Source organism: Sphingomonas sp. DMC8, from assembly GCF_056314185.1.
The window spans coordinates 777,097-801,528 of record NZ_JBQUYV010000002.1; the positions used below are offsets into that span (position 1 = coordinate 777,097).

General features: G+C 61.9%; 21 protein-coding genes and 1 tRNA gene. 13 read left to right on the forward strand and 9 right to left on the reverse strand.

The window, feature by feature from the left end; all coding sequences use genetic code 11:
* Nucleotides 1-50 precede the first annotated feature (50 nt).
* A complete protein-coding gene (gene parC / locus ACT53K_RS07550) occupies nucleotides 51-2,291 on the reverse strand; it encodes a DNA topoisomerase IV subunit A (protein ID WP_476228008.1) in 2,241 nt (746 codons plus the stop codon).
* A gap of 152 nt (nucleotides 2,292-2,443) precedes the next feature.
* On the opposite strand from parC, the gene ACT53K_RS07555 reads away from it, so the two are divergent.
* The 4 genes from ACT53K_RS07555 to purQ all read left to right on the forward strand — a co-directional run bounded on the left by ACT53K_RS07555 (nucleotide 2,444) and on the right by purQ (nucleotide 5,286).
* Nucleotides 2,444-3,298 carry a DUF4349 domain-containing protein gene (locus ACT53K_RS07555; RefSeq protein WP_476227947.1) on the forward strand — a complete coding sequence of 285 codons (855 nt, stop codon included), beginning with the start codon at nucleotides 2,444-2,446 and terminating at the stop codon, nucleotides 3,296-3,298.
* A gap of 112 nt (nucleotides 3,299-3,410) precedes the next feature.
* Nucleotides 3,411-4,190, forward strand: a complete 780-nt coding sequence (gene purC, locus ACT53K_RS07560) for a phosphoribosylaminoimidazolesuccinocarboxamide synthase (protein ID WP_476227948.1) — start codon at nucleotides 3,411-3,413, stop codon at nucleotides 4,188-4,190.
* A gap of 203 nt (nucleotides 4,191-4,393) precedes the next feature.
* Nucleotides 4,394-4,624: a phosphoribosylformylglycinamidine synthase subunit PurS gene (gene purS / locus ACT53K_RS07565; RefSeq protein ID WP_476227949.1), complete on the forward strand. Its 231-nt coding sequence runs from the start codon at nucleotides 4,394-4,396 to the stop codon at nucleotides 4,622-4,624.
* Entirely contained in the window at nucleotides 4,621-5,286 is a 666-nt protein-coding gene (gene purQ / locus ACT53K_RS07570) for a phosphoribosylformylglycinamidine synthase subunit PurQ (protein ID WP_476227950.1), read from the forward strand. The genes purS and purQ overlap by 4 nt, the downstream gene beginning before the upstream one ends.
* Nucleotides 5,287-5,293: 7 nt before the next feature.
* Here the strand turns inward: purQ and ACT53K_RS07575 are convergent, their stop codons facing one another.
* Entirely contained in the window at nucleotides 5,294-6,073 is a 780-nt protein-coding gene (locus tag ACT53K_RS07575) for a sulfite exporter TauE/SafE family protein (protein ID WP_476227951.1), read from the reverse strand.
* 107 nt (nucleotides 6,074-6,180) lie between these two features.
* A complete protein-coding gene (locus ACT53K_RS07580) occupies nucleotides 6,181-6,927 on the reverse strand; it encodes a queuosine precursor transporter (RefSeq protein WP_476227952.1) in 747 nt (248 codons plus the stop codon).
* A 60-nt stretch (nucleotides 6,928-6,987) separates the two neighbouring features.
* On the opposite strand from ACT53K_RS07580, the gene ACT53K_RS07585 reads away from it, so the two are divergent.
* Both ACT53K_RS07585 and ACT53K_RS07590 read left to right on the forward strand, forming a co-directional pair.
* A tRNA-Arg gene (locus tag ACT53K_RS07585) sits at nucleotides 6,988-7,064 on the forward strand.
* A gap of 702 nt (nucleotides 7,065-7,766) precedes the next feature.
* Nucleotides 7,767-8,930: an MFS transporter gene (locus tag ACT53K_RS07590; protein WP_476227953.1), complete on the forward strand. Its 1,164-nt coding sequence runs from the start codon at nucleotides 7,767-7,769 to the stop codon at nucleotides 8,928-8,930.
* 63 nt (nucleotides 8,931-8,993) lie between these two features.
* On the opposite strand, the gene ACT53K_RS07595 is transcribed toward ACT53K_RS07590, so the two are convergent.
* Nucleotides 8,994-9,665: a GntR family transcriptional regulator gene (locus ACT53K_RS07595; RefSeq protein WP_476227954.1), complete on the reverse strand. Its 672-nt coding sequence runs from the start codon at nucleotides 9,663-9,665 to the stop codon at nucleotides 8,994-8,996.
* Between the two features lie 171 nt (nucleotides 9,666-9,836).
* Between ACT53K_RS07595 and ACT53K_RS07600 the strand changes: the two genes are divergently transcribed.
* From ACT53K_RS07600 to ACT53K_RS07620, 5 genes are all read left to right on the forward strand, one after another.
* Nucleotides 9,837-11,000 carry an FAD-dependent monooxygenase gene (locus ACT53K_RS07600; RefSeq protein WP_476227955.1) on the forward strand — a complete coding sequence of 388 codons (1,164 nt, stop codon included), beginning with the start codon at nucleotides 9,837-9,839 and terminating at the stop codon, nucleotides 10,998-11,000.
* On the forward strand, nucleotides 11,000-12,454 hold the full coding sequence (locus ACT53K_RS07605) for a GH39 family glycosyl hydrolase (protein ID WP_476227956.1): 1,455 nt from the start codon (nucleotides 11,000-11,002) through the stop codon (nucleotides 12,452-12,454). Before ACT53K_RS07600 ends, ACT53K_RS07605 begins: the two co-directional genes overlap by 1 nt.
* 85 nt (nucleotides 12,455-12,539) lie before the next feature.
* On the forward strand, nucleotides 12,540-14,969 hold the full coding sequence (locus ACT53K_RS07610; RefSeq protein ID WP_476227957.1) for a TonB-dependent receptor: 2,430 nt from the start codon (nucleotides 12,540-12,542) through the stop codon (nucleotides 14,967-14,969).
* A 1,154-nt stretch (nucleotides 14,970-16,123) separates the two neighbouring features.
* On the forward strand, nucleotides 16,124-16,966 hold the full coding sequence (locus ACT53K_RS07615; RefSeq protein ID WP_476227958.1) for a hypothetical protein: 843 nt from the start codon (nucleotides 16,124-16,126) through the stop codon (nucleotides 16,964-16,966).
* A complete protein-coding gene (locus ACT53K_RS07620) occupies nucleotides 16,963-18,765 on the forward strand; it encodes a rod shape-determining protein (protein WP_476227959.1) in 1,803 nt (600 codons plus the stop codon). Before ACT53K_RS07615 ends, ACT53K_RS07620 begins: the two co-directional genes overlap by 4 nt.
* Nucleotides 18,766-18,854: 89 nt before the next feature.
* On the opposite strand, the gene ACT53K_RS07625 is transcribed toward ACT53K_RS07620, so the two are convergent.
* Nucleotides 18,855-20,471, reverse strand: a complete 1,617-nt coding sequence (locus ACT53K_RS07625) for a hypothetical protein (RefSeq protein WP_476227960.1) — start codon at nucleotides 20,469-20,471, stop codon at nucleotides 18,855-18,857.
* On the reverse strand, nucleotides 20,414-20,791 hold the full coding sequence (locus ACT53K_RS07630; RefSeq protein WP_476227961.1) for a hypothetical protein: 378 nt from the start codon (nucleotides 20,789-20,791) through the stop codon (nucleotides 20,414-20,416). Before ACT53K_RS07630 ends, ACT53K_RS07625 begins: the two co-directional genes overlap by 58 nt.
* A 25-nt stretch (nucleotides 20,792-20,816) precedes the next feature.
* Between ACT53K_RS07630 and ACT53K_RS07635 the strand changes: the two genes are divergently transcribed.
* Nucleotides 20,817-21,893 carry an RES family NAD+ phosphorylase gene (locus ACT53K_RS07635; protein ID WP_476227962.1) on the forward strand — a complete coding sequence of 359 codons (1,077 nt, stop codon included), beginning with the start codon at nucleotides 20,817-20,819 and terminating at the stop codon, nucleotides 21,891-21,893.
* Between the two features lie 149 nt (nucleotides 21,894-22,042).
* On the opposite strand, the gene ACT53K_RS07640 is transcribed toward ACT53K_RS07635, so the two are convergent.
* Both ACT53K_RS07640 and ACT53K_RS07645 read right to left on the reverse strand, forming a co-directional pair.
* Nucleotides 22,043-22,477, reverse strand: a complete 435-nt coding sequence (locus tag ACT53K_RS07640; protein WP_476227963.1) for a helix-turn-helix domain-containing protein — start codon at nucleotides 22,475-22,477, stop codon at nucleotides 22,043-22,045.
* Nucleotides 22,474-22,899: a CopG family transcriptional regulator gene (locus ACT53K_RS07645; RefSeq protein WP_116468266.1), complete on the reverse strand. Its 426-nt coding sequence runs from the start codon at nucleotides 22,897-22,899 to the stop codon at nucleotides 22,474-22,476. Before ACT53K_RS07645 ends, ACT53K_RS07640 begins: the two co-directional genes overlap by 4 nt.
* On the opposite strand from ACT53K_RS07645, the gene ACT53K_RS07650 reads away from it, so the two are divergent.
* Nucleotides 22,898-23,761, forward strand: coding sequence for an MFS transporter (locus ACT53K_RS07650; RefSeq protein ID WP_476227964.1), 864 nt, complete (start codon nucleotides 22,898-22,900; stop codon nucleotides 23,759-23,761). The genes ACT53K_RS07645 and ACT53K_RS07650 overlap by 2 nt on opposite strands.
* Before the next feature lie 107 nt (nucleotides 23,762-23,868).
* Here ACT53K_RS07650 and ACT53K_RS07655 read toward each other — a convergent pair whose 3' ends face one another.
* Entirely contained in the window at nucleotides 23,869-24,267 is a 399-nt protein-coding gene (locus ACT53K_RS07655) for a LysR family transcriptional regulator (protein ID WP_476227965.1), read from the reverse strand.
* Nucleotides 24,268-24,432: the final 165 nt, after the last annotated feature.

Sequence of the window (24,432 nt, forward strand, 5' to 3'; positions counted from 1 at the left end):
CGCGCTTCTCGGACTCGACCGTTCAAAATTGACCGGTCAGACTTATCAGTTCAAAACTGATTATCGCGGGGAAAGCCGGTAGGCGGCATCCGCCCCGCAGCACCCCGCGCGGCGCGCCACAGCGTAAGGTCGGTTTCAGAGCGATAGCGTTCCTGCTCTCCGCCCATCCGCCAGCGCAGCCCCTCGGCCTGCGCGAAGGTAACGACGTCGGACAGGCCACCATCGCGGTAGCGTTGCAACTGCACGCCCTGACCGCGGGCCATTTCCGCCACTTCGGAAAGCGGAAAGACCAGCATCTTGCGGTTGTCGCCGACCACCGCGACCATGTCGTGCTCGGCGGCAATCGGCCGCACGCGCTTCAACTGGGCGCCGGCGCGCGGTGTCACCACCTGCTTGCCCTTGCGCGTTTCGGCGAGGACATCCTGGCTGGCCACCACGAAACCACGCCCGTCGCTGGCTGCCACGAGCAGCTTGGCGGCCGCGCTCGCCGGCAACAGGGCGACGATCTGCCGCTCCGCCTCCAGGTCGATCAGCAGCCGCACCGGCTCGCCAAAGCCGCGGCCGCCTGGCAGCTTGTCGGCCGCCAGCGTGTAGAAACGGCCATTGTCGGCGGCGAGCAGCAGCTTGTCGGTCGTCTGGGCGTGGAAGGCGAGGAACGGGCCGTCGCCTTCCTTGAACTTCATCGCCTCGCCGCTGGTATCCTCGACATGGCCCTTCATCGCGCGGATCCAGCCGCGCTGCGAGAGGATGACGGTGATCGGCTCGCGCTCGATCATCGCCTCCAGCGGAATTTCGCGCGTCGGCGCCGCTTCGATGATCGCAGTACGGCGTGCCCCCAGCGGGGTATCCTGCCCGTAGCGGGTGATCATCTTGCCGAGCGCGCGCTTCATCCAGGTGCGCTGGCGCGCGTCGGAGGAAAGCAGCGTCTCCAGCTCGGCCTGTTCCTTTTCCAGCCCTTCCTGCTCGCGCCGCAGCTCCATTTCCTCAAGCTTGCGCAAGCTGCGCAGCCGCATGTTGAGGATCGCCTCGGCCTGGCGGTCGGTCAGGTCGAACTCGGCCATCATCACCGGCTTGGGCTCGTCCTCGGTGCGGATGATCTCGATCACGCGATCGAGGTTGAGATAGGCGACGATATAGCCGCGCAGCAGCTCCAGCCGATCGGCGATCTTGCCGAGCCGGTGCTCGGACTTGCGGCGCAGCACGACGAACTGATGCTCGACCCAAGCGGAAAGCGCCTCGGCCAGGCTCATCACCCGCGGCGTGCGGTTCTTGTCGAGCACGTTGAGGTTGAGCGGCACCCGCACTTCCAGATCGGACAGGCGGTAGAGGCTGTCCATCAGCGTGTCGGCATCGACGGTGCGGCTGCGCGGTTCCAGGACGATGCGAATGTCCTCGGCGGATTCGTCACGCACGTCGCCCAGGATCGGCAGCTTCTTGTCGTTGATCAGGGCAGCGATGCCCTCGATCAGCTTGCCCTTCTGCACGCCATAGGGAATTTCGCTGACGATCAGGTGCCAGCCACCACCCTTTTCGGTGACCTTCTCGATCTTCGCCCGCACCCGGAAGCTGCCGCGCCCGGTGGCATAGGCCTCCGCAATCGCGGCAGCGCTGTCGACGGCGATGCCGCCCGTGGGGAAGTCCGGGCCCTTCACATATTCGAGGACATCGGCCTGCGAATTGTCGATCAGCGCGACCGCGGCCTGCATCAGCTCGGCGGCATTGTGCGGCGGGATGCTGGTCGCCATGCCCACCGCGATGCCTGCCGCGCCATTGGCGAGCAGGTTCGGGAACAGGCCGGGGAACAGCTCCGGCTCTTCGTCTTCCCCGTTATAGGTGGGGCGAAAATCGACGGCATTCTCGTCGAGCCCGTCCATCAGATCGATCGCGACCTGAGTCAGCCGGGCTTCGGTATACCGGTACGCAGCGGCGTTATCGCCGTCGATATTGCCGAAATTGCCCTGCCCGTCGACCAGCGGATAGCGCAGCGCAAAGGTCTGGGCGAGGCGGACCATCGCGTCATAGACCGAGGCGTCCCCATGCGGGTGGTATTTACCGATCACGTCGCCGACGACGCGGGCGCACTTCTTGTAGCCGCTCGCCGGATCGAGCCGCAGCAGCCGCATCGCCCATAGCAGTCGGCGATGCACCGGCTTCAGCCCGTCGCGCACATCGGGCAGCGACCGCGCAGTGATCGTGGACAGCGCATAGACAAGGTAGCGCTCGGAAAGTGCGCTGTCGAAGGGGACGTCGGAGGCGCCGGAGGGTTCGGAAACGTCGGTGTCGAGTGTCATCGCCGCGCTGAATAGCAGGCGATGCGGCGCCGCGCCATCGGGCACGAAACGACTCGCCGCCACACTTTGGGCGCAATTACGGCCAAAATATGGCTTGACGTTCTCCTACTTCCATGATGGGATTTCACCCGCACCATCTAGGGAGGGGTTGAATGCGCAAAGTCATGATTCTGGGATGCGCCGCGCTGCTCGCCGGCTGTTCGGCCGAGGAGGCTCCGCAAGGTCAGCAAGGCGGCGCCAAGCCCACGGAGACGGTCGCCGCGGAGGATGATCAGCCCGCCAAACCCGGCGCGGCGCCGCTCCAGGTCTCGCTACCGCAACTGGCCTATAGCTATCGCCTCGGCTTCACGCTGCCCGATGCGCGCCTTGCAGAGGCACAGGATGCCCATCAGGCGCTGTGCGAAAAGCTGGGCCCCACCCGTTGCCAGCTTGTCGCGCTCGATCGGAGCGCCGCGAACGGTGGCGCTTCGCGGAAGCTTCGTGTCGCGGTTGCGGATGTCCGCGCCTTCACTGCCGAAGCCGGCGGGATCGTCAGCGCTGCGGGCGGCCGCACAACCGATACAAAGGTAACGGGTGAGGATGTCTCGAAGGAAATAACCGATACCGGCGCGCGCATCCGTCAGCGCGAGCTCCTCGTCGCCCGCCTCACCGAGATGCTCCGCACCCGCAAGGGCAGCGTCGCCGAATTGGTGGAGGCTGAACGCACCGTCGCAAATGCGCAGGAGGAACTCGACAAGGCCCGCGCCTGGCTGACCGAATTGCGGGGCCGCGTGGCAATGGCCGACGTGCAAATCGACTATAGCGGGATCGCAGCGCCCGCCTCGGCGACCGTAACCACGGCCGTGCTCGGCGAAGCGGCCCAGGGCTCTGCAGCGCTGTTCGTCAGCGGCCTCCAGACCCTGTTGTGGCTGGCAATTTATCTGCTGCCCTGGGCGGCAGTATTCGGCGGCGGCGCGGCAATCGTCGTGTTGCTGCGTCGGCGCGGGACCGTGCCGCCGCAAGCCTGATTGCGCGCCCGCCCCCCTTCCGGTATAGGGCGAGGCCTTCCAAAGCCCCGGCGGTCGCGCGGAGAAATCCCGCAGCGCCGGGGCAACGCATTTCCAAGGGGTTACGGCCGACATGGCACGCCGCCGGCAAATCTACGAAGGTAAGGCCAAGATTCTCTACGAGGGTCCGGAGCCCGGTACGCTGATCCAGTATTTCAAGGACGACGCAACGGCCTTCAACGCCCAGAAGAAGGGCACCATCAACGGCAAGGGCGTGCTCAACAATCGCATCAGCGAGCATGTCTTCACGCTGCTCGGCGGTATCGGCATCCCGACTCACTTCATCCGCCGGCTCAACATGCGCGAGCAGCTGATCCGGCAGGTCGAGATCGTGCCGATCGAGGTCGTGGTTCGCAACGTCGTCGCCGGTTCGCTGGCGAAGAAGCTGGGGATCGAGGAAGGCACGCCGCTGCCCCGCACGATCATCGAATATTATTACAAGGACGACGCCCTCGGCGACCCGATGGTCACCGATGAGCACATCCTGTGCTTCGGCTGGGCCAGCCAGGAAGAGCTGCACGACATGGCCGACATGGCCATCCGCGTGAACGATTTCCTGTCGGGCCTGTTCGCCGGCATCGGCATCCGTCTGGTCGACTTCAAGCTGGAGTTCGGCCGGATCTGGGACAATGACTATGCTCGGATCATCCTGGCGGACGAAATCAGCCCCGATGGCTGCCGCCTGTGGGACATGACCACCGGCGAAAAGCTCGACAAGGACCGGTTCCGCCGCGACCTGGGCGGCGAAGTCGAAGCCTATCAGGAAGTCGCGCGCCGGCTGGGCCTGTTCCCGGAAGGCGACGCCTCGGCCGTGCTCGACCTGGAAACCCACCGCAAGCGGCGGGGGAAGTAAGCTTTTAGATCCTCCCCGGCACGGGGAGGGGTACCATTCGTGCCAGCGAATGGTGGGGGGGCTCGCCACAGGCGAGTCCCTTGTCGTTCTCCCCCTCCACCACGCGCCGGTGGCGCGCGATTCCTCTCCGCGTTCCGGGGAGGATCGGCGCCCCCGACGATTTCCGATTGCGACTTTCGCCCTGTCGCGCCATAGGCGCGGCCATGAAACTCCGCATCATCGTCACCTTGAAGAACGGCGTGCTCGATCCGCAGGGCAAGGCCATTCAGAACGCGCTTGGCGGCCTCGGTTTCGAGGGCGTCGAAGATGTCCGCGCCGGCAAGATTTTTGAGCTGGACGTCGCCGACGCGACCAGCGATGCCGCCATAGACGAGATGTGCCGCAAGCTGCTGGCCAACACGGTGATCGAAAACTACCGGATCGAAAAGCTGTGAAGAGCGCGGTCATCGTCTTTCCGGGATCGAACTGCGATCGCGACATGGCCGTCGCGCTGGAAAGCGTGACTGGCAAGAAGCCGCACATGGTGTGGCATGGCGACAGCGAACTGCCCGAGGGCCTGGGGCTGATCACCCTGCCCGGGGGCTTCTCCTATGGCGATTATCTGCGCTGCGGCGCGATTGCGGGTCGCTCGCCGATCGTGAAAGCGGTGGTGGCAGCGGCCGAACGCGGCGTGCCAGTGATCGGTGTGTGCAACGGCTTCCAGATACTCACCGAAACCGGGCTGCTACCGGGTGCGCTGATGCGCAATGCCGGGCTGAACTTCGTCTGCCGCGACGTGCCACTGACGGTCGGAAACTCGCAGTCGATCTTCACCAGCGCCTATCGCGCCGGCGAGGAGATCACCATTCCGGTGGCACACCATGACGGCAATTATTTCGCCGATGCCGAGACGCTCGACCGGCTGGAAGGCGAAGGTCGCGTGGCGTTCCGTTACAGCCATCCGATCAACGGCTCGGCGCGCAACATCGCCGGTGTTATCAACGCCGCCGGCAATGTGCTCGGCATGATGCCGCACCCGGAACGCCGGATCGAAGCCGCCCATGGCGGCACCGACGGCCGCCGCCTGTTCGAAGGTCTGCTCGCCGCGGTCGCCTGACCGCGGCTCAGCCCAGCATCTTGATACCGACGACGGCGAGCGTCGTTGCCAGCACCGGCACGAGCACTCGTTCCGAAGTGCGAGTGGCGAGGAAGCTGCCCAGCACGATCCCCGGCACCGATCCCGCGAGCAGCGACAGCAGCAGCGAGAGGTTGACCGACCCCAGCAGCCAGTGTCCCGCGCCCGCCAGCAAGGTGAGCGGCACGGCGTGGGCGATGTCCGACCCGACCAGCCGCTTCACCGGCAAATGCGGGTAAAGGATCAACAGCGCCGTCATACCCAGCGCGCCCGCGCCCACCGAGGTGAGCGAGACCAGCGCCCCCAGGATTACGCCGAGCAGTACCGTTAGCCCGGCAATGCCGCCCTCCCCGATCCGCTCGAATCGCGGCTGGAGCACGCGCATCAGCCGCGCGCGGAAGAAAGTAGCGATGGCGGTCAAGACCAGCGCACAGCCGAGCACGGTGGTAATGACACCGCTGCCCTTCGCGCTCGACGGCGGCAGCGACGACAGCAACAGTAGCGTCAATATCGTCGCCGGCACACTGCCGGCCAGCAGCCGGCGCACCACGCGCCAATCGACGGTGCCGTGCCAGCCATGCACTGCGGTGCCGACCGTTTTGGTCGCGGAGGCATAGAGCAAATCGGTGCCGACCGCCGTAGCCGGGTGAAAACCGAAGACGAGCACGAGCAGCGGTGTCATCAGCGAACCACCGCCGACACCGGTCAGGCCCACGAGGAGCCCCACGAGCACCCCGGCAAGGGAATATAGCGGATTGATCGCGAGCACGGCCGTTCCTGATCTATTTCCTACCACAGTGGCGGGATTTCCCGCCAATGCCAGATAGTTTTCGTTTCAGCGCCCGCGAAACGCGCTCGTCTGCCGCAGATGGGCTGTCAGACGCGGGTGGCGAACGGCGTGAAGTCGGTCCCTTCGTCGAACACGTCCACGCCCTCGCGCCGCTTCAGGAAATTGACGACCAGATAGGTGAAGGGCGTCAGCAGCACTTCCCAGCTCACTTTCAGCACCCACTGCGTGATCAGCACCTGGATCACCAGCGCATGCGTCCACCCTTCGGCATTCCAGAAGGCGAGTGGATAGAAGATCAGGCTGTCGACCGCCTGCCCCGCCACCGTCGATCCGATCGTGCGCGTCCACAGCATGCGCCCGCCGGTCCACAGCTTCATGCGCGCAAGGACATAGGAATTGACGAACTCGCCCGCCCAGAAGGCGCAGATCGACGCGAGGACGATCCGCGGCACCTGACCGAAAATCACTTCATAGGCGGCTTGATTCGTCCAGGTCGGCGCCGGCGGCAGCGCCACCACCACCCACGACATGAATGCCATGAAGATCACGGCCCCGGTCCCCGCCCAGATCACCCGGCGTGCCCGCGCATAGCCATAGACTTCGGTGAGGACGTCGCCGATCACATAGGAAATCGGGAAGAACAGGATGCCTGCCCCGAACGGCCACCAGCCGATTCCCGGCAACCAGATCTGCGCGACCTTGCCCGCGCCGATCACGTTCGACAGCAGGATGATCGCCACAAAGGCGGCCATCACGAAATCATAATAGCGGAAATGGCCCCCGGCCACCTTGCTCGCGGCGACGTGCGCCGGCCTTGCTGCCCCCTCGGTCATGCCCATACTATGCGTGCGGTTTGCCCGACGCGCAATCTGCGCCTAAGGGGAATCGAGCGCGCGCCCGTAGCTCAGTTGGATAGAGCACGAGCCTTCTAAGCTTGGGGCCGCTGGTTCGAATCCAGCCGGGCGCGCCATAAAAATCGGGAAAATGGGTGTTACCTAACAGGGCGCATCCTGGTTCTAGGTAACACATAGGTAACGAAGGCCTGTTTCTGCACTTGCGGGTGCGGACTCGCGCCTATGCTTGCTCACCAGCGAGGCGAAACAGCGCAGGTTTCGCTCGGTACATCTCTCCGAAGGCAGAGGCCACAGGTTCGAATCCTGTCGGGTGCGCCATTTTTCAATGGCTTAGCTGGATCAGCAGCAAACTTGTCAAATATACGTCAAATATACACGGCCGGACCCCTGCGGTTGCGGGCGCACGCCTCTGTCCGACTCTGACCGGTTGCAGCTTTGGCCGCTCTCAGATTCGTCGCGGAGATTAGCGCCAGAGGCGCCAGATGATGGGCTGCCAATCTGCCCTCGAACGTTCGCATCCAGACGTCAGGGAGCGTCAATGAGTACGGAAGCCGAAGGGCCCAATTTCGGACATTCCGGTCATGGTTCCTTTCCACGCTTCACGTCAGCGTCAGAGCAAGGTGCGACGCATTGAACGGCGATAGCGCCATCGAGCGCACAACACGCCCTGGGGCGGGTAGCGAGCCATTTAGTTGCCTTCCGCTCGCCTCTTGATATATTACGGGAAACATATCCGATAATCAGGCTTAGTGGAGAGGCTCGTGGCAAGCTTGCAGCATGAACGGAGCCCCCGGGCGGGGGTGCCGCAGGGACTCACCGTGGTGGTCGCGGGCTTTTTGCCGATGATCGCGGTCGTCTCGATGTTTCCCGCCGTCCCTTCGATCATCGACCATTTCCACGACGATCCGACGGCAGGCTGGAAAGTGCCGTGGATGGTCACGGCCCCGGGCCTCGCGATCGCGGTGATCGCGCCTTTCGCCGGTGCGCTCATCGATCGCTTCGGACGCCGCGCCTTGGTCGTCTGGTCCACCTTGCTCTACGCGATGGCGGGGACGGCGCCCTTCTTCCTCACCAGCCTGAATGCCATGTTCCTGTCGCGCATCGCGCTCGGTATCGCCGAAGCGGCAATTCTCACCACGGTAAACACCCTGATCGCCGACTATTGGGACGAGCAGGGCCGAAGACACTGGCTCAGCCTCCAGGGAATGATTGGCCCGTTCCTGGGCAGCGCGCTGATCCTTGGGTCCGGATATCTCACGGGCATGCGGTGGAACGGGGTGTTCCTCATCTACCTCACCGCCTTCCCGATCTTCCTCGCCATGCTGGCATTCGTCTTCGAGCCGAACGTCGACGCCCCCCGCGCGACGGCGGAGCAGGGGCCGCACGACCGGCCTGCGTTCCCGGTCCGGAAGATCGGACGGATCGGCTTGGTGACTCTGTTCTGCTCGGCGCTTTATTATGTTTACGCCGTGAATGGCGGCCTGGCCTTTCGCGAGGTCGGCGTGGCTTCGTCCGACGAACTCGGCCGCATCACCTTCCTGCCGAGCCTCATGGTTTCCGTCGGGGCCGGCATCTTCTGGCTCACCGGCAAGCGTCGCTCGGAAGTCGCCTTCGTCCTCCTGCTCGGGCTGGTGGGTGCGGGCCTCTGCTTGATCGGTTTCGCTCCTGATTGGAAGTGGATGAGCGCGGGGGTGATGATCCAGCAGACCGGGGCTGGAATGATGATCCTGGCGCTGGTCGCATGGGCGCAGCGCGAGCTTCCGGTCCAACATCGCGGGCGCGGCATGGGCATCTGGACCGGCTGCTTCTTTCTCGGGCAGTTCCTGAGCCCGCCGCTCGTCACGTTGGCGCAGACCGCCACCGGCAGCATGCAGGGCACCTTTGCCGTCGCCGGCATCATGGCCTTTGCGGGGATGCTGATCGCGCTCGGGTCGCTACTGCTGCGCGGAAACTCGGCAAAGGGACCTGTCGTCGCGACCTAGCGCTGGGGCTCGCAAACGCCTCAGGATGCAGGCGGCAAGGCGGATGCTTCGTCAGGCCCAAGCCTAGCTGCCCTGCGTGTAGTCGAATCCCTTCTCGATGATGATCTCCGCGATTTTCGCGCGGCTTATCCTGATGAACTCGCTCGTGTCGTCGACCGACGGAATGGCGGCGTCGAACCGCGTTGCGAGTTCGAAGATGCTACGGACATCCTCGCCGTGATTGCTGATGGAGTGGAAGATCCGGTCCATTTCTGCAGACAGGTTCCGGTAGATCGCGCCGAGGTACGGATTACGCGTAGCCTCCACGAGCAGATCGAACCGTTGCCGCGAGAGTTGAATCCAGTGCTCGGGATTGAGCTTCGCCTTTCTGATCGCCCGCAAATGCTCGCGCTGGATGGCGTCCAGAGAGGCGCTTTGCTCGGGCGTGATTCGCTCCTGTGCCAGCTGCATGATCAACGGCGACACGGCGCTCCATGCCGTGAAGAAGTCATCCACGGACTTCAACGTAAGCCCAGCCACGCGGTAGCCGCGGCGGGGGATCGTTTCGACGAGACCATCATGGTTCAGGCGGTCCAAGGCCTCCCGCACCGGCATCGCCCCGAAGCCAATGTCCTTTGATATCTCTCGCTCGGTAAACCGCATGCGGGGTGGCATTTTGAGGGACACGATCCGCTGCCGCAGAACCGCATAGGCCTGGTCCGCCAGCGTCTGTTTTCGTCCCTCGGCCTCTGCCATCCAGCACCTCCTGCTCGGCACCGTGCCGAGGGCGAACCATGCCCCCGTCCAGCAGCACTGGCAAGATTGGAACCCTTGACCTAAATTTGCGCGCATGCCATCGTAATATATCACCAGCGCAGTGCGGCCGGCGATTGCCTTACGCACGCGGAAATTTTGGGAGAGGTCGAATTGGCGAGGCCTGACAGGATTCTCATTGTCGGCGCGGGCATTGGCGGCCTGTGCACAGCGGTAGCGCTTGCGCAGATCGGCGCGGAAGTCGACGTCATCGATATCAAGCCGGACAACGCGGTGGCTGGCGTGGGATGGGGGCTGCGGACCAACGGCCTTCGTGCGCTGCGCGAGATCGGCCTTCTCGAACCGACGCTGTCGATCGGGTTTCCAACGCCGCCACTTTCCTATTTCGACAGGAACGGCCACCATGTCGTCGACATCCCGTACGGGCGCCAGCTCGACGGCATGCCCAACAACGTCCAGCTCCCCCGCCTGGGCTTCCTGGAGATGGCCAGCGCCCGCGCCCTGGAGGCCGGCTGCTCGATCAGGATGTCGACGACGGCAACCGACATCCAAGAGGATGCCGACGGCGTGACGGTGGAGTTGAGCGACGGATCGTCGCACCGATATGATCTGGTGATCGGCTTTGACGGCATCAACTCGAGTATTCGCCGTTACCTGTTCGGCGAGACCTACGTCCCCGTTCGCAGCGGCGGCGTCGCCTGGCGTGCGCCGGTACGCGCCCCGGACTCGCTGAAGGGCGCCATATTCTGCCATGGCTTTGGCGGCAAAGTGGGCTTCGTACCGCTGGCCGGCGGCATGATGTACGTGATCGTCACCCATTACGAGTCAGGCCGCCCGCGTCACGACCCCGCTGCCTTCCCGCAAATCATGCATCAGAGAGCGCGGGAGATGATGGGAGACTCCGCATTCATGGCGGCGGAAATCGACTCGCTGCGCGCCGCCACCAACGTTGCGTACACGCCGCTCGATACGGTCCTGGTTCCCTATCCGTGGCACCGGGGGCGGGTCATGATCATGGGCGACGCCGCCCACGCCATGACGCCCTATCTCGGATCGGGCGCGGCGATGGCCATTGAAGACGGCGTGGTCTTTGCCAAGCTCCTGCGTTCGGACGACACGCTCTACGACGTACAAACCAAGTTCATGGCAAGACGGTACCCGCGCGTGAAAGCCATCTGGGACCAGTCGCTGAAGATGATGCACGAGGAATTCGATTCCGCGACACCCGAGGCGCTCGATCGACGCCTCGCATATCTCGTGCACGAGGAGCCGAAAGTCCTCGATTACATTCACCGCATTCTGGAAAGTGAATATTGATGAACACGAACCGTATCGCGAAGGTGTCGATCCATGCGGGCGTTTCGATCGGCGACATGCGCAAGCTGCACGGAACATCGGGCATTCCCGGCCCTGCGGCCGGAACGGACGGCGTTCCCGACATCCTGAACGTGTGGAAGGCTGCGCACGTAACGCTCGTTCGGTCGTATGATTGGGTTTCGAGGCTGGACACCGTCGACAACCCGAGAAGCCTGTTTCCCGACTGGTCGGCGGATCCCAGTGATCCAGCCAATTACAATTTCGACGCGACCGATTCCTGGGTGCGGCAGGTCCGTTCGATCGGGGCGGATATCCTCTTCACGATCGCCAGCGAGATCCCGTCGAACAAGCAACCGATCGGGGACTTGGCGAAGTATGAGCAAGTCGTAGAAAATATCGTCCGCCACTATGTATGCGGATGGGGCAACGGCTTTACGGGGGCTGTGACGCACTGGGAATTCGGGGATCAGCCGGACTTCGGGACGCTGCACTTCTCCGGCACGCCGGATCAATTCTACGCGATGTACGCGGCCGCCGCGCGCGCCGTGAAGCGTGTCGACGCCGGCCTGAAGTTCGGCGGCCCCTGTGTCGCCTTTCCGCTGAACGAAGGTCCGTTCCGCGAAGGTTTTCTCGGCTTCATCAAAGACAAGTCGCTGCCTTTGGATTTCCTGTCCTGGATGTGGTACGCCGACAATTCCCGCGACCCACTAGATTTTCGAACGATTGCAGCAGACGTTCGCGCGATCCTCGACAAGCACGGCTTCGGGGATACGCAGCTCCTGCTCTCCTACTGGAGCATGACCGGCATCCCGACGGCCAAGTTCGAGGATTCCGAAAATGCAGCGTTCATCGCAGCAGCAGCCGTCTACTTGCAGGACTCTGCGGTCGACCAGGCGATCTTCTTCCGCGCCGATACTGGCACCGACTTTCACTACAATTTCAGGGATCCCGCCGGAATTTTCGAGGCCGACGGCAGCGAGAATGCGAGAACGAGCGCATTCCGCCTGGTAGGACAGACGCTGGCCGCGACGGAGCGCCTCCCCAGCACGGGTGGCGATGAGAACGGATTTGCCGTGCTGGCCGGCCGCACCGCAAATGGGGACGTCATTCGCGTGCTGATCGCCAATTATGCGATCCCCGATCCGTACTTGATCGCCCGAGAGCGCGACGTGTTCGAATTCCAGGTGCCGATCGGCACCGAACGGGTGAACATGTCGTTGAATGTTCCTTCCAGGCGCGTGCACGCCGGAAGTGCCGGCTATACCGGCTATACGCTCGACATCACCGACCTGCCCTGGGGCCAGGGCCGCCACAAAGTGGTTCGGTACCGGGCAGATGCGGATCACTTCGGCGACATCCTCGACTCGCAGGAAGGCGAAGGCGGTTCGATTACCATCCAAGGCACGCTGGCGGCACCGGGCGTGGAACTGATCGAAATCACTCGATCCTCATAATCAAATAACGACCAATTCCAGACGATTGCCCGTTCCTTAAAAATAGATCGCCGAAATCGAGCGACGATATAGGGAGGATGTACTGATGAGGCGCCGTATACTATTGCTCTCCGGCACCGCAGCCGCATTTATTGGCATCAGCGCGGCGTCAGCCCAAACCACCGCTTCGCCGGGCTCGACGGCCTCGGACGGCACCACCGCAAACGCCGCTGCGGCAGCCAACGGTCCAGCCGTCGCGAACACGGTGGATCCCGCAGGCCAGTCCGCGAACAGCGGCGGGCTTCAGGAAATTATCGTCACCGCCCAGAAAACCGCGTCCAGCGTCCAGAAGACGCCCATCGCGCTCCGCGTCGTCAGTGGCGACGATCTTCGGACGTCCAACATCACCGATGTCAACGGGTTGCAGCGGCTGGCGCCCGATCTCGGCGTGACGACGGACACGATCTACACGAAACTGTCCTTGCGGGGTGTTACTGCGGAGTCGATCGCGGAGGGCGCCGATGCGGCGCTGACGGTCAACATCGATGGCGAATATATCAATCGGCCGGCGGCGCTGAATGCGAGCTTTTTCGATCTTGATCGCATCGAGGTTCTGAAGGGACCACAGGGAACGCTCTACGGCCGCAATTCCACCGCGGGCGCCATCAACATCATCACCAAGAAACCGGAAGACAGGTTCGACGGGTATGTGAGCGCCGGATACGGCAACTACAGCGCGTGGAATGTCGAGGGCGCGGTCAACCTGCCGATCGCTGACGGCCTCGCGTTCCGCGTAGCCGGGATACACACGCAACATGATGGCTATCGCAACAACAGCGTCGACGGCGGGACCGCCGGCAGAAACGACGGCAACAGGACCGATGCCGGCAGGGCCACGCTCGCCTATACCGGGAGCACGCTAAGCGGCTTCCTTCAGGGCGAATATGTCCGTTCGCGATCCTCTGCCTTCGCGCAATATGGCGTTCCGATCACCACCACCACGCCGGGCGTCGTTCAAGTACCCACCGTCGGCGGCGGGAGCGATTTCATCCCGCGCAACAGTTCGTTCAAGCTGCCAAAGCATGATTTCCCGCTTGTCACGGACGGCTTCACCAACATCGAAAATATCAGCTTTCGCGGCAGCCTGCGCTACACCATCAGCGACGGTTTGGAATTGTCGTATGTCGGCGGCTATCTGATCAACAAGACAGGCACCTATGTCCCGCTGAGTGGAACGCCGAACTATCTGCAGTTCGTGTCGAACCAGCCGAATGCGGACTCCAGGGATTGGAGCAACGAACTCCGCCTGAGCTACCACGGCCCACGCGGCTTGTTCGTGCAGGGCGGCGCCTTTTATTTCCATGAAAAGCAGGTGGTCACGCAGAGCATTCAAATCTTGAACCCGCCCTTCGGCCCTCCGGGCTCCGAGTACGCATACGTCAACATTTTCTATCGGCCGTTCGTCAATCTCGATTCCACGGGTCTGTTCCTGCAGGGCGACATCCCGATCGTGGATACGTTGAAACTCACGGGTGGCGTGCGATGGTCCCGCGACGAGAAGCACGCGCTCTACGTGAATTCCGGCCTTGGGTTCGTAAATGCTCGCTTTGGACTCACCTTCCCGAGTGCCACGGACATTCTCGCCGTGACCGGCCGGCCCGGCCGCTGCAAGGAAGCCGATAGCGGCAACTACCAGTCGCTCGACCAGTGTTACAACCATAGCGAGGTCAACTGGCTGGCAGGCGCCGAGTGGACGCCGGGCGCGGGTCATTTGCTCTATGCCAAGGTTTCGACGGGCTATCGCTCGGGCGGCTTCGACAATCTCACCAACGTCGTCGTCAATGGCCAAACGGTCGGCACGTTCCAACCCGAGAAGATCACGTCGTACGAGATCGGCACGAAAAATCGCTTCCTGCACAACACGGTCGAGTTCAACGTCTCGGCATTCCATTATGACTATACCGATCTTCAGATCGACAACTTCATCAACACCACGGTCGGGCACGCGACCGTCAACGCCGGAAGGGCGCGTTTCAACGGTGTCGACACGGATTTTTCGGCAGCGTTGACGCCCAACGACCAGTTCCGCGTCACGTTTAATTATCTGGACGCCAAATTCACGAAGTTCAACGCCTTCGCGACCGGCGTGAACGGAGGAACGGCGGTTCTTGATCTCAAGGGCAATCGGCCGCCACAGGCGCCCAAGGTCACGATTGCGGTTGGATACGACCACACATTCGATCTAGGCATGGCAGGAAGCCTTCGTGCCGGCGCCTATACCCGCTTCAAGTCGGACTACCACCTGACGTCGTATAACTATGCGGCCGATCTTCAAGAGGCCTATACGCAAACGGATCTGTCAATAACCTGGATGGACTCCAGCCGAAAATACAGCGTTCAAGCTTTTGTACGCAACGTCGAAAATTATGTGCCGATCACGTTCGCGCAATTTACGGCGGGGCCGCCCATCAACCTGTACAATTATGCGTTCGGTTCGCCGCGGACATTGGGCGTGAACCTCTCGGCCAAGTTCTAAGTGATAGGTTGTTGAGCGCGGCGGTGATCGAAGCGCGGCCGCCCTGCTTGTACGCGGTTCAGGTGCGCGATGCCGTCCGTCCTTGCTGGGGACCGTCCGGACCTTTTCCGCGATCCGATCCTTGCGGGATACGTTGTGGAGATCGAGGCGGAGGCGGGGACTTTGCGCGTCGGTTGTGGGCGCGGGCAGCCAGGGTGGATCACGATTTCAGCGCGCGGCCTTCGATGGCGAATAGGACTTCTATGGCCGCTTTCGGTCTGGGCGGTCGTTCCCAGCCAGCATAGGAACGGCCTAAGTTGGTCGAGAGCAGCCGCGAACCGAAGCTCAGCGTGGCACAGACAGTTCGACGAAGATGCGTAAAAGCCCCCTTCGGACGATTCGTGAGCTTGCCTCTTGCCTCCTGTCTGAACCTTGGCCCCTTCCCCGCTCATCGAAACGAAATGGGGCCGGGAATTGATGGTACTTCTGATGGTATCAAGCAATCACCACCTATACTTTGTCATTCATTATCAATGCCATAATTGGATTTTGCGGCAACCGTAGGGGTCACCAACGTTTTCAATGGCTTAGCCATTGATGCGTTTCCGGTGTCAAATATTCATCAAATATTCTTGTGCGGGCGCGAGCGGACTTTGCTGGACCGGTACTCATGGTTACGCTCAACCCTTCAACGTGGTGTCGCCGTGCCGCCGGGAACCATCAATGGGTGAGTCGCTCCGACAGTTCTCGCCAACATAAGCCATTCCCATCAGCGGGTCGGAACGACCGCTCGGGCCGAACGCGGCCATAGGCAGCTCTAATCGCTCCAACGGGCGGCAGCGCCTGAAAATCATGATCCCGCTCTAGCGGCTCCCGCCCAACAAGGGGAGAATCCCGGCGGGTCCGCTCCGCTTGCGGCTCTGCGTTGATCGGAATACGCCAAAGCGTCACGACTAGGATCACGACCATGCGGCCTGGCAAATTTCGGGATCGGCGCGAGCGAGCGGGCACCACGATCTGCGGGATAGCGGCAACTACTGTTTCTCTGCCCGCGTGCTCGCCAGAATGAGGCGGGAGGATCAGCCTCGACTCACTTCAACATTGGCCCTTATGGTGGCTGTTATTCAGCATGTAAGAGCGGCCCTCGTGCGAGGGGCCGCCTGTATGGGGCGAAGGTGGGCGGAGCGAAGCGAAAGAAGACCTGGCCCGGTGGCGTACCGCGCCGACCGGACAGCAATTACGATCGACAGCTGATCGCACGAGCTGGTGAAGCGCCACTGGGAGAAGACCTTCCACTGGTTCACGTCACCGCCGCCTGGCCGGCCAAAGAGATCGTCGCGGCAGGGAAGCTGGTTACAAAGAATTGTCCCGTTTTCGACAGCGAATTGCTGTATTTCTTCGCACTGCGTCCCGCATACCGGAGCCGCTTCGGAGCCGAGGAATCCCACCAGATTTCGCGCTTTCCTGTGGTGTTCGTGTTACGCGCTGGCGCCGTGAAGCACCCGCGCCACGCCTATCCATTCGACACCGGCGGAGCCGCGCAGGGCGCGTTTTCCAAGCAGGCGGATAAGTATGTGCCGCTGGAAGACTATGCGCTTGATCCTAGTCATCGGGGCGTATCGCAGTTTATCAGTTGGGCATTTGGTACCCTTGACGCATATTTCGACGGCCGGTTACGCGCAACGCTGCAGGATGAGGTTAAGCCCCATGAGAGCGTGGTCGTCAGCTACCTCGATATCGCCCGAATGGGCGTTGAGGGAAGCAACGAACACGACAAGCGCGCATCGACCGTCGAGATAGCAAGTTCGCACAACGTCGAACTAGCCGGGAACGTCCAGCTCATCGTGCTACCTAAACAATATCTCGAAGGCAATCAGCCGCTCCTCGACAGCCTGGTTCCACTCGGTGCTGACATTGAGATTTACGACTGGCAGCCCAACCGCGCCCCGGATGAATTTCAGAAAGACATCATGCGGATTTGCCGTGAGTGGTATCGACGAAAGGGGATTATGCCATGAGTGCGCCGGAGGAGCGCATGTTGCTCGCTGGCTATCTTCCGATGGCTCCGCATGGTTTCGCCGTCCCAGCCTACCAAGTTGACGGGAAGGGAGCGAACGCTTGGTATGCGGCACGTCCGGAAATTGACGGCGATCACCGCAGTAGGATTGCTTACTTCGAAATCATCAATGAGCCAATCACGTGTCTGCTTTCCAAAAGGATCACAGTAACGCCGGGCGACCCCTGGCAAGATGTTTTTTTGTGGAATGGCCAGATCGAAGCCGGCACGCCGGTCGAGATTCTTGAGGCATTTAGCGAAGCTCAGGCTGAGCTGCGCGTACGAGCACCCCTCTCCTTTCTAGACCTCGCGCTAGGAGCTGGTGCTTCCGCGGCGGAGGCCAGCCGTTCTGCCCTTGAATTCCTCACTGATAAACTCGGACGAACGTTAGGAACGAAAAGCTTTGAAGACGTCGTGCTGCGCGCTGGCATTGTGCTGGCGCTCCGACGATGCTTGGCAACCCAATATCCGATCGGGCGGCAGAGTTTATCTGAATCCGTAGAGCTCGATTTCCGCATTCTGGCCGGCCCTCGATTTGAGGTCACATTGTCGACAGGAAGAATCGGCCAGCTTGGTCAGGACGAAAGCTTTAGGGTCTTTGCTGAGGCAACTACCGAATTCAGCACGGCAATCGGAATGGCGCTTACGCCAATCCGAAATTTAGTGAGCGAAACTGCGCGGGGCCCCAGCGTGCTGGACGACGGCGCGCCTCGAGAACCAGGTTTCGCCAAACCTGGGCGGGTGTTGTCACGCGTGCACGATTTTGCCCTCGATTTTGGGACATCCAACATCCGAATCTATGCGAAAGGCTATGGAATCGCGCTCAGCGAACCGTCTGTCGTAGCTGTCTCAAAGGGCAGCGACGGGAAAACGTACCGGGCCTTTGGCGAAGCGGCAATTACGTTTGCAGCTAACGACGCCACGCTAGATCTGATCGAGCCACTGAGCGAGGGCGCTGTAGTTGATCAGGAGGCCGCGAGCGCCCTCGTTCGGCACATGTTGAATAAGGTCGCCGGCACCCGCCGCTTCCTGCGGTCGATTAGCGTTCTTGCGTGCATGCCCGGTGGCTTGACCCAGCTGGAGCGGCGGACCTTGCGGCGCACAATCGAGAATAGCGGCGTAGGAACAGTTCGCTTTATTGATTCCGCCCTCGCCGCCGGGATTGGGACCGACCTGCCGGTACTACAGCCGATCGGATCGATGATTGTCGACCTAGGGGGCGGCAAGACCCAAGCGACAGTGCTAGCGCTGCGGAGCGAAACTTATGCAATCGCTACTCGGGGCGGCGGTAACCTAATCGACGCGCAGATCGCCGGATATCTCAGGCGGAAGAAAAATCTGCAGATCAGCAAGCGGACGGCCGGGGAAATCAAACTTGCGCTGGCGCGCGCCGACCGGCTGGACGATGGTCCGGGACGGGTCATAGTTGTGAGTGCCCGCAATTTCTCAAGCGGCTTACAGGAGGAAGTCGCAGTTAGCGAAGCCGATGTAGCGGTGGCGATCTCGCCAGTTATCGATTCAATCATCGAAACTGTCCGGACGGCGCTTATGAAGCTTGCTCCCGCGCTGGTGGAGGACGTGGTCGACAATGGGATAATGATCACCGGGGGTGGCTCGCTTCTAAGTGATATGCCTAGAATTCTCCGCGACGAGACGGGATTGCCGATTAGAGTTGCAGAACATCCATTTCTTGCGCCTGTGAAAGGTGCTGGAGTCGCCCTCGAGGACGCGGTTTATCGAGGTGCATTATTTAACGAGTAGAGGAGAGTACAGTTACCGGTGACTCGGAACGTGGGTTGGCTACCCGCGATGGCTTGATAGAGGTCAACGAGGCATATTATGCGCGCGGTTCAGAGCTTGCTCGCCGACTGTCTGCGCGTTCCATCGATCAACTCGATCACCGACACTTTCTGTCCGGCCAACATGGCATCGTTGCGCGCTCCAATCAGTCGTTCGTGTTTCTGGCCCATTTGACCTACGTCAAGCACGACGTAATAGCCCGCGGTAGTTTCCTCAGCGGCTAAGTATCGTTTGAGCTGCTTGGTATAGCCCGAGACCAGCTTCGTGTTGGTTGATAGCTTGATCTCGACGAGCACGCGTGAGGCGAAACCGTTCGAGAGTTTGAAATCGACCGGACCATTGCCAGTATCGGCCTCGGGCGTGAGGTCTATATTGTTCGCCTTGCAATAGGCGTAGGCGATCGCGAAGAAGATGCGCTGGGCCGATTTCTCTGGGCGCGGCTTGCCCTGATAATAGAGTTCTTCCGACAAGCGGCGATCCTCGATCAGGAAGCGGAACTGGGCAATGATGTCCTCGACAACCGCGCAGACGCCGGCGGTATCCGGCGACCGCAGTGGGGTGATCGACCGCGGTTCGCTGGCGGCGATCTCCTCGGCGATGCTGCGCCAGACAAGCTCGCCGAATGGATCGCCTGCCATGTCATACGGCTTCGGGTTTGCCCCGTGCAGCATCTCTAGGACGATCTCGAACGCGCTGGTACCAGACATCGCCCAGCGCTTGAGTTCTTCTTTGTCCTTGAGCGTCTTGGCCTGCCAAAGTGCGGCGACGTGATCATTCACCCGCGAGCGCAACTCGGCATTGTGTGAGGCGGCTGTGCTAATGTCGGCCCAGTCCTTGGCGATCGGTAGCGCCCGCAGGATGTCCGCCGGCACCAAGATGACGGGGCCATCACCCCGGATGAACGGATTGACGGGCAGCTTCGCGGAATAGCTTTTGCCATTCTTCAAACGTAGCATATGTACTTGTAGGGGTACGTCGAGCGTTGCGAGGATGCGCGCGTTAAACCTCAGCAGGTCCTCGAAGATGACGTTGGTGGTCATGTCGCTGATGCGGTCGGGTCCGAAGCCTTCCTCAAACAACGCCATGGCGGCAAAGAGGTCGGGATCGGTGATTTCGAGCGCGACGATGTCGCGGGCTGTTTCTATCAGGCTAGCGGTCGCCTGCGGCCCCGATCCGCTTCCAGCGACCGAAGCGGTCCCATAGCCGAGGCAAGTACCGTTGATCTCGGGGAAGGAAAGGAGCCGCTCGGCATTGCGCCAGGCCACGTCGCCTTTTCCCTTGGTCGCAGCGAGCAACTTGATCGCCATAGAGAAATGCTTCTCATACGAGTTGCGCGCTCCCTCGCGGATTTCGGCATGGCTACTGTGCTCGAGTAGCATCGGGTCGATGAACAAGGCGGTGTCGACGTTGAGGGTCGGATCGAGCACGCCTGCTGCAGCAAGCCGCGCCGGATCGATACCGAAATGCCGCGAGAACCGGACTGACGATGTAATCTTGCTCAGACCCGCGCCTCCCCCAACTGGCGTCGCTTGCCGCTGCCATGCCAGAAAGAAGATTGGTTCATCTTGCCCAATGACAAGTAGCGCTCGTGAATTGTCTTGCGATCGCATCACCGCGATGATGAATTGAAACGATGCGCCACCCGCTCCACCGTAACCGCCAAGCACCGCTGAACGTCTGCTGGCAATGCATTGGCGAAGATATTGTCAGCGCCGAAATCCGACTCGATCAACCGCGACGCACCTGCAGCTATTGCCGGACGCGCAGGGCGGCGATACGCATCGACGATCTCGCTCGCCGGGTCGATCCGGTGTTCCAGAACATCGTCGGCGAAGCCGAGGCCGGTTTCGTGGGGCGCGATGGCAATGCCGACTGGGCGCCGAATGGCGAATACCCCAGCCAGATCATGACCGAGATCCTCGAGGCTGACACCGACGAGATCGGCCGCGACCTCGTCTCTGCCCTCGCCAAACACCACCGCTTCCACGTCAACGATGGCGGATTCGACTTTTATGACGATACCTCTGAAATTTACACCATCCTCGACGCTGAAGATGACAGGTTCGGACGCGGCTGGAACAGCTTCTGCAGACGAGCTGAAGCATCAGCGGCGCTTCTTCCTCGACCACAGCGTGCATGTTCTCGACGAAATCTTCGGGCCGATACTGCGACAAGAATGGCCGCCGGGCAGCGCGATCCGCACTATCGGCCCCGACACCGACCACACGCACATCTTTCGGGCCCGCGAAGCCAACGAGCGCGGCGAGCAGGAGAAGATCTACCGCCAGCGCCGCCGACAGCTCGGCGCGCCACCACCCGGCGTTGCAGGGTCGGGGCGGATGAATGCTGCGGGGATCAGCGTGTTCTACGGCTCGTTTGACCGGGACACCTGCGTCGCCGAACTGCGCACTCCTGTCGGCGGGTTCGCGATCGTCGGCCGGTTCGAGATCTTGAAACCGTTGCGTGTGCTCGACCTGACCCGACTCGAAGCCGATCCCGAGCGAATGAGCTATTTCGACGAGCATTATGCTCAACGCATGGCCTATTCGGCATTCATGCGCGGCTTCCACGCTGAGATCAGGCGCGCGGTCATTCCCGGGCGTGAGACGCTCGACTATCTGCCGACCCAAGTCATCGCCGAATATCTCTGGTCGCGCGCCGAGCCGAGGATCGACGGAATCGTGTTCGGCTCTGCTCAGATCACCGGCTCCGCCAACAATGTCGTGCTCTTCCCGAACGCGGCCTCGGTCGAAGGTGCAGACGAGGAGACCGATAGAAAGATCCGCTACTTCCATCATCGCCCAGCGCGTAATGACGAGGATGCCGACGAGGACGAGCAGCGCGACCGCGACATAGTCTCCTTCGAAGCCCCGGCCGCCGACGATGCGAACGCCCCAGCCCATGATCCGAACAATGAGGATAAGTGGCTGGCCGGCCTATGGGACCCGATAAACGCCGTTCCCAATCTTGGTCCTGCCTTGCGCATTGGTGACAATGATGTGTGGCGGATGCGAGTCGATGGTATTCGCTACGTTACTCACCCAATCCAAGTAGAGTTCGATGAGCTGGAAGATCACGGGATGTTTTGACCATTAGGCGCCCGCTATCGACCTTCCACGATGCTCGGGATTCCCCTTAGGAGCGGGCGTTCGTTCAGATAAGCTGTAGATCGTCCACTTTCATCTGCACGCCGAGCAGGAGTCACCAATCAACTTACTCTCTGTGCCATCAGGCGGGATCAACGAACTACGTCGGGTTGGTCGTCTTGACCATAGAGCGCCAAAATCAGACGCTTCACAACGCCGTCTTCAGCTTTCCCCCGCCTCCCCTCGTCAGATGACGAAAGATCGCGACGGACGGCCTCGGGGGTCGAGGCAATGCTCGCTGTCAAAATGGCGTTGGCCAGGAATGGGTGCATCACCTCGTCTAAGGGGGGCTTGGCGATGTCGCCCGCGGTCGGCCTGCCACATTGAAGCAGCGCGTCGATGCTGGACATCGGCACAAGGGTGATTGCCCCCACCTTGATCACCTCGATCTCACCAGCCTTGATCAGCTCGTAGAACTTAGAGCGGCCGATGCCGGTGATGCGGCAGGCGTCAGCAATCCGCAGCGTGATGGGCGACAGGTGGACATTCGGCTTGCTCAGCGTAGGACGCATGGGATGCTCCTTCATCTGTCCCTCCCCAGTTCTGGGGATTGACGGTTGGCGATGCGGTTGTTCGTGTCGCCCCGGGCGATTGCTCGACCGACGAGTTCGACGAAGGCGTCGTAGCGAAGCCGTCCGAGGCGCTGGGTCTCGGTATCAAAGGCTGGCTGGTGCGCCGTAAGGGTGAGCTGGTGGCGGACGAAGAGCCCGAGGGCTTCGGTCAGGTAGTCGAGCTTCTGCTCCATCCGGTCGGCGGCGCGGTTCTGGCGGTCCAGCCGGGCACCGAAGCGCTGGTCGAGTTCATGACCGGCACGGCGATCGAACCAGGCGGTCAGCGCGTCGGTCAGGATCGCGGTCTTCGACGATCCCGGCTGCGCAGCCATCGCGTCGAGCTTCGCCGACAGCTCGTCGGGAAGGTAGAATTGATGGCGGGTCTTGCGCGTCTGCATGTGGTGCAGAATCCGCCTGTTCCCGCTTCCGTTACAGGTCCTGGCTGGTGAATCCCGGTACCTCTTTGGGGACTCTCAGAACCTGCCAATCTCCGGCCCCGAACGCTGGCGCCCGAATGTCCAGCTGATCGTGCCGCCACGATCGATGCCGGAAACGGCGCGACCGATCGGCGTTTACGGAATCGCATTGCTGGTGCTGCCGCTCGTACTTGCGTTCGTCCCGGCGGATGCGCCGAACGATCGCCGATCCGTCACGCGCGACACAACCGACGCCGCCCCACTCCCGATCGGACCGCTCGCCACGATCTGCCTGACGACCATAATCATGTCGCTGGCCTTCTATGCCGGGCAGATCCAGACTCCCTTCCTGTTGAACGCGATCGGGCAGGTGCCACCCTCCACCGTGGGGCTCGTCTCCGCACTCACCAACGCCGCCGTGGTCGCGGGAACGGCGTGTTTCCCGCTGGTCCGGCGGTATCCTCTGCCTTTGACGAGCATGGGCATGTTCCTGTTCCTGACAGGCGGACTTGCGATAGCGGCCTGCGCCACAACCCATGCGATGGTCGTGGTCGGCCTGGTACTCGCCGGATTTGCGGGGGGCATTGCACTGCCGACGCTCCTCAACGGGGCCATGGCAGTCCTCAGCTTCCATAGACGCGGCCAAGGCGCCGGCCTTTGGCAGTCGAGCTTCTGGGCGGGGCAGTTCGCGAGTCCCATTATCATCGTTGCGCTGACCGCTGCATCGGGCTCGCTGCAAAGAGCCGTGCTGATGTTTGCCGTCGGAGCGCTATGCATCGGAAGCGCACTGGCGCTGACCTGCCCGCGCTCCACCCGCGTTCAGACCACGCCCACGCGCGCTTGATTATATGTGCACCGCCTAGGCAGCGTTGCGGCAGCGGTCAGAAACGGGAAGTGGAAGGCCGTCTTTGGGACGAAACGGAAGGCGTTCCACCACCCAACGCAGCCCGGTCAATGGCCGAATTTGAGTGTCACAACGCCAGCAATGCAGCGCAAGCCAGTGGAAGGCAAAGCGGGAACACACCATAGGGTCAGCTGGCCATCGCCGCGATGGCGCAGAAGCCGTGTCTCGGCGGCGATGTCCGCCAGTGCGGTAGAAACGGCGCGATGATAGCGCATGCCTTCCGGGGTGAGCGCGGTGCCACCGTGACGATCTATCAAGGGCGTTCCGACAAGGGCTTCGAGCGCACGCAAATGCCGGCTGACTGCAGCGTGATCGATGCCGAGATGCTCGGCAGCGCGACGAGTGCCCCCCGTGCGCCCCACTGCATCAAACGCCCGCAGCATCGCCATGGGCGGCAACGCCTCGGCGATATCCTTGTCCTTTCCCGACGCCTCACGCTCGGTCAACCTGCAGCTCCCTCCAGACCGGCAATAGCCGCTCCCGCCAAGACGCCAACCCCAAAAGGTGCCGGACTGTTGTGTCGCACGCCCAACCTAGCATTACAGTTGCGTTTTTGATCATGTTCTGAATCAATGGGTGACCATGACGAGGGAGGTCGTGGTGACGGGGGC

Excerpts from the sequence above, each read along its gene's own strand:
- ACT53K_RS07640 (WP_476227963.1), bottom strand. The coding sequence starts at position 22,477 with ATGAAGGAGCATCCCATGCGTCCTACGCTGAGCAAGCCGAATGTCCAC.
- ACT53K_RS07595 (WP_476227954.1), bottom strand. The coding sequence starts at position 9,665 with ATGGCAGAGGCCGAGGGACGAAAACAGACGCTGGCGGACCAGGCCTAT.
- purC (WP_476227948.1), top strand. The coding sequence starts at position 3,411 with ATGGCACGCCGCCGGCAAATCTACGAAGGTAAGGCCAAGATTCTCTAC.
- ACT53K_RS07555 (WP_476227947.1), top strand. The coding sequence starts at position 2,444 with ATGCGCAAAGTCATGATTCTGGGATGCGCCGCGCTGCTCGCCGGCTGT.
- parC (WP_476228008.1), bottom strand. The coding sequence starts at position 2,291 with ATGACACTCGACACCGACGTTTCCGAACCCTCCGGCGCCTCCGACGTC.
- ACT53K_RS07645 (WP_116468266.1), bottom strand. The coding sequence starts at position 22,899 with ATGCAGACGCGCAAGACCCGCCATCAATTCTACCTTCCCGACGAGCTG.
- ACT53K_RS07610 (WP_476227957.1), top strand. The coding sequence starts at position 12,540 with ATGAGGCGCCGTATACTATTGCTCTCCGGCACCGCAGCCGCATTTATT.
- purS (WP_476227949.1), top strand. The coding sequence starts at position 4,394 with ATGAAACTCCGCATCATCGTCACCTTGAAGAACGGCGTGCTCGATCCG.
- ACT53K_RS07650 (WP_476227964.1), top strand. The coding sequence starts at position 22,898 with ATGTGGTGCAGAATCCGCCTGTTCCCGCTTCCGTTACAGGTCCTGGCT.
- ACT53K_RS07635 (WP_476227962.1), top strand. The coding sequence starts at position 20,817 with ATGACGATACCTCTGAAATTTACACCATCCTCGACGCTGAAGATGACA.
- ACT53K_RS07605 (WP_476227956.1), top strand. The coding sequence starts at position 11,000 with ATGAACACGAACCGTATCGCGAAGGTGTCGATCCATGCGGGCGTTTCG.
- ACT53K_RS07580 (WP_476227952.1), bottom strand. The coding sequence starts at position 6,927 with ATGACCGAGGGGGCAGCAAGGCCGGCGCACGTCGCCGCGAGCAAGGTG.
- ACT53K_RS07620 (WP_476227959.1), top strand. The coding sequence starts at position 16,963 with ATGAGTGCGCCGGAGGAGCGCATGTTGCTCGCTGGCTATCTTCCGATG.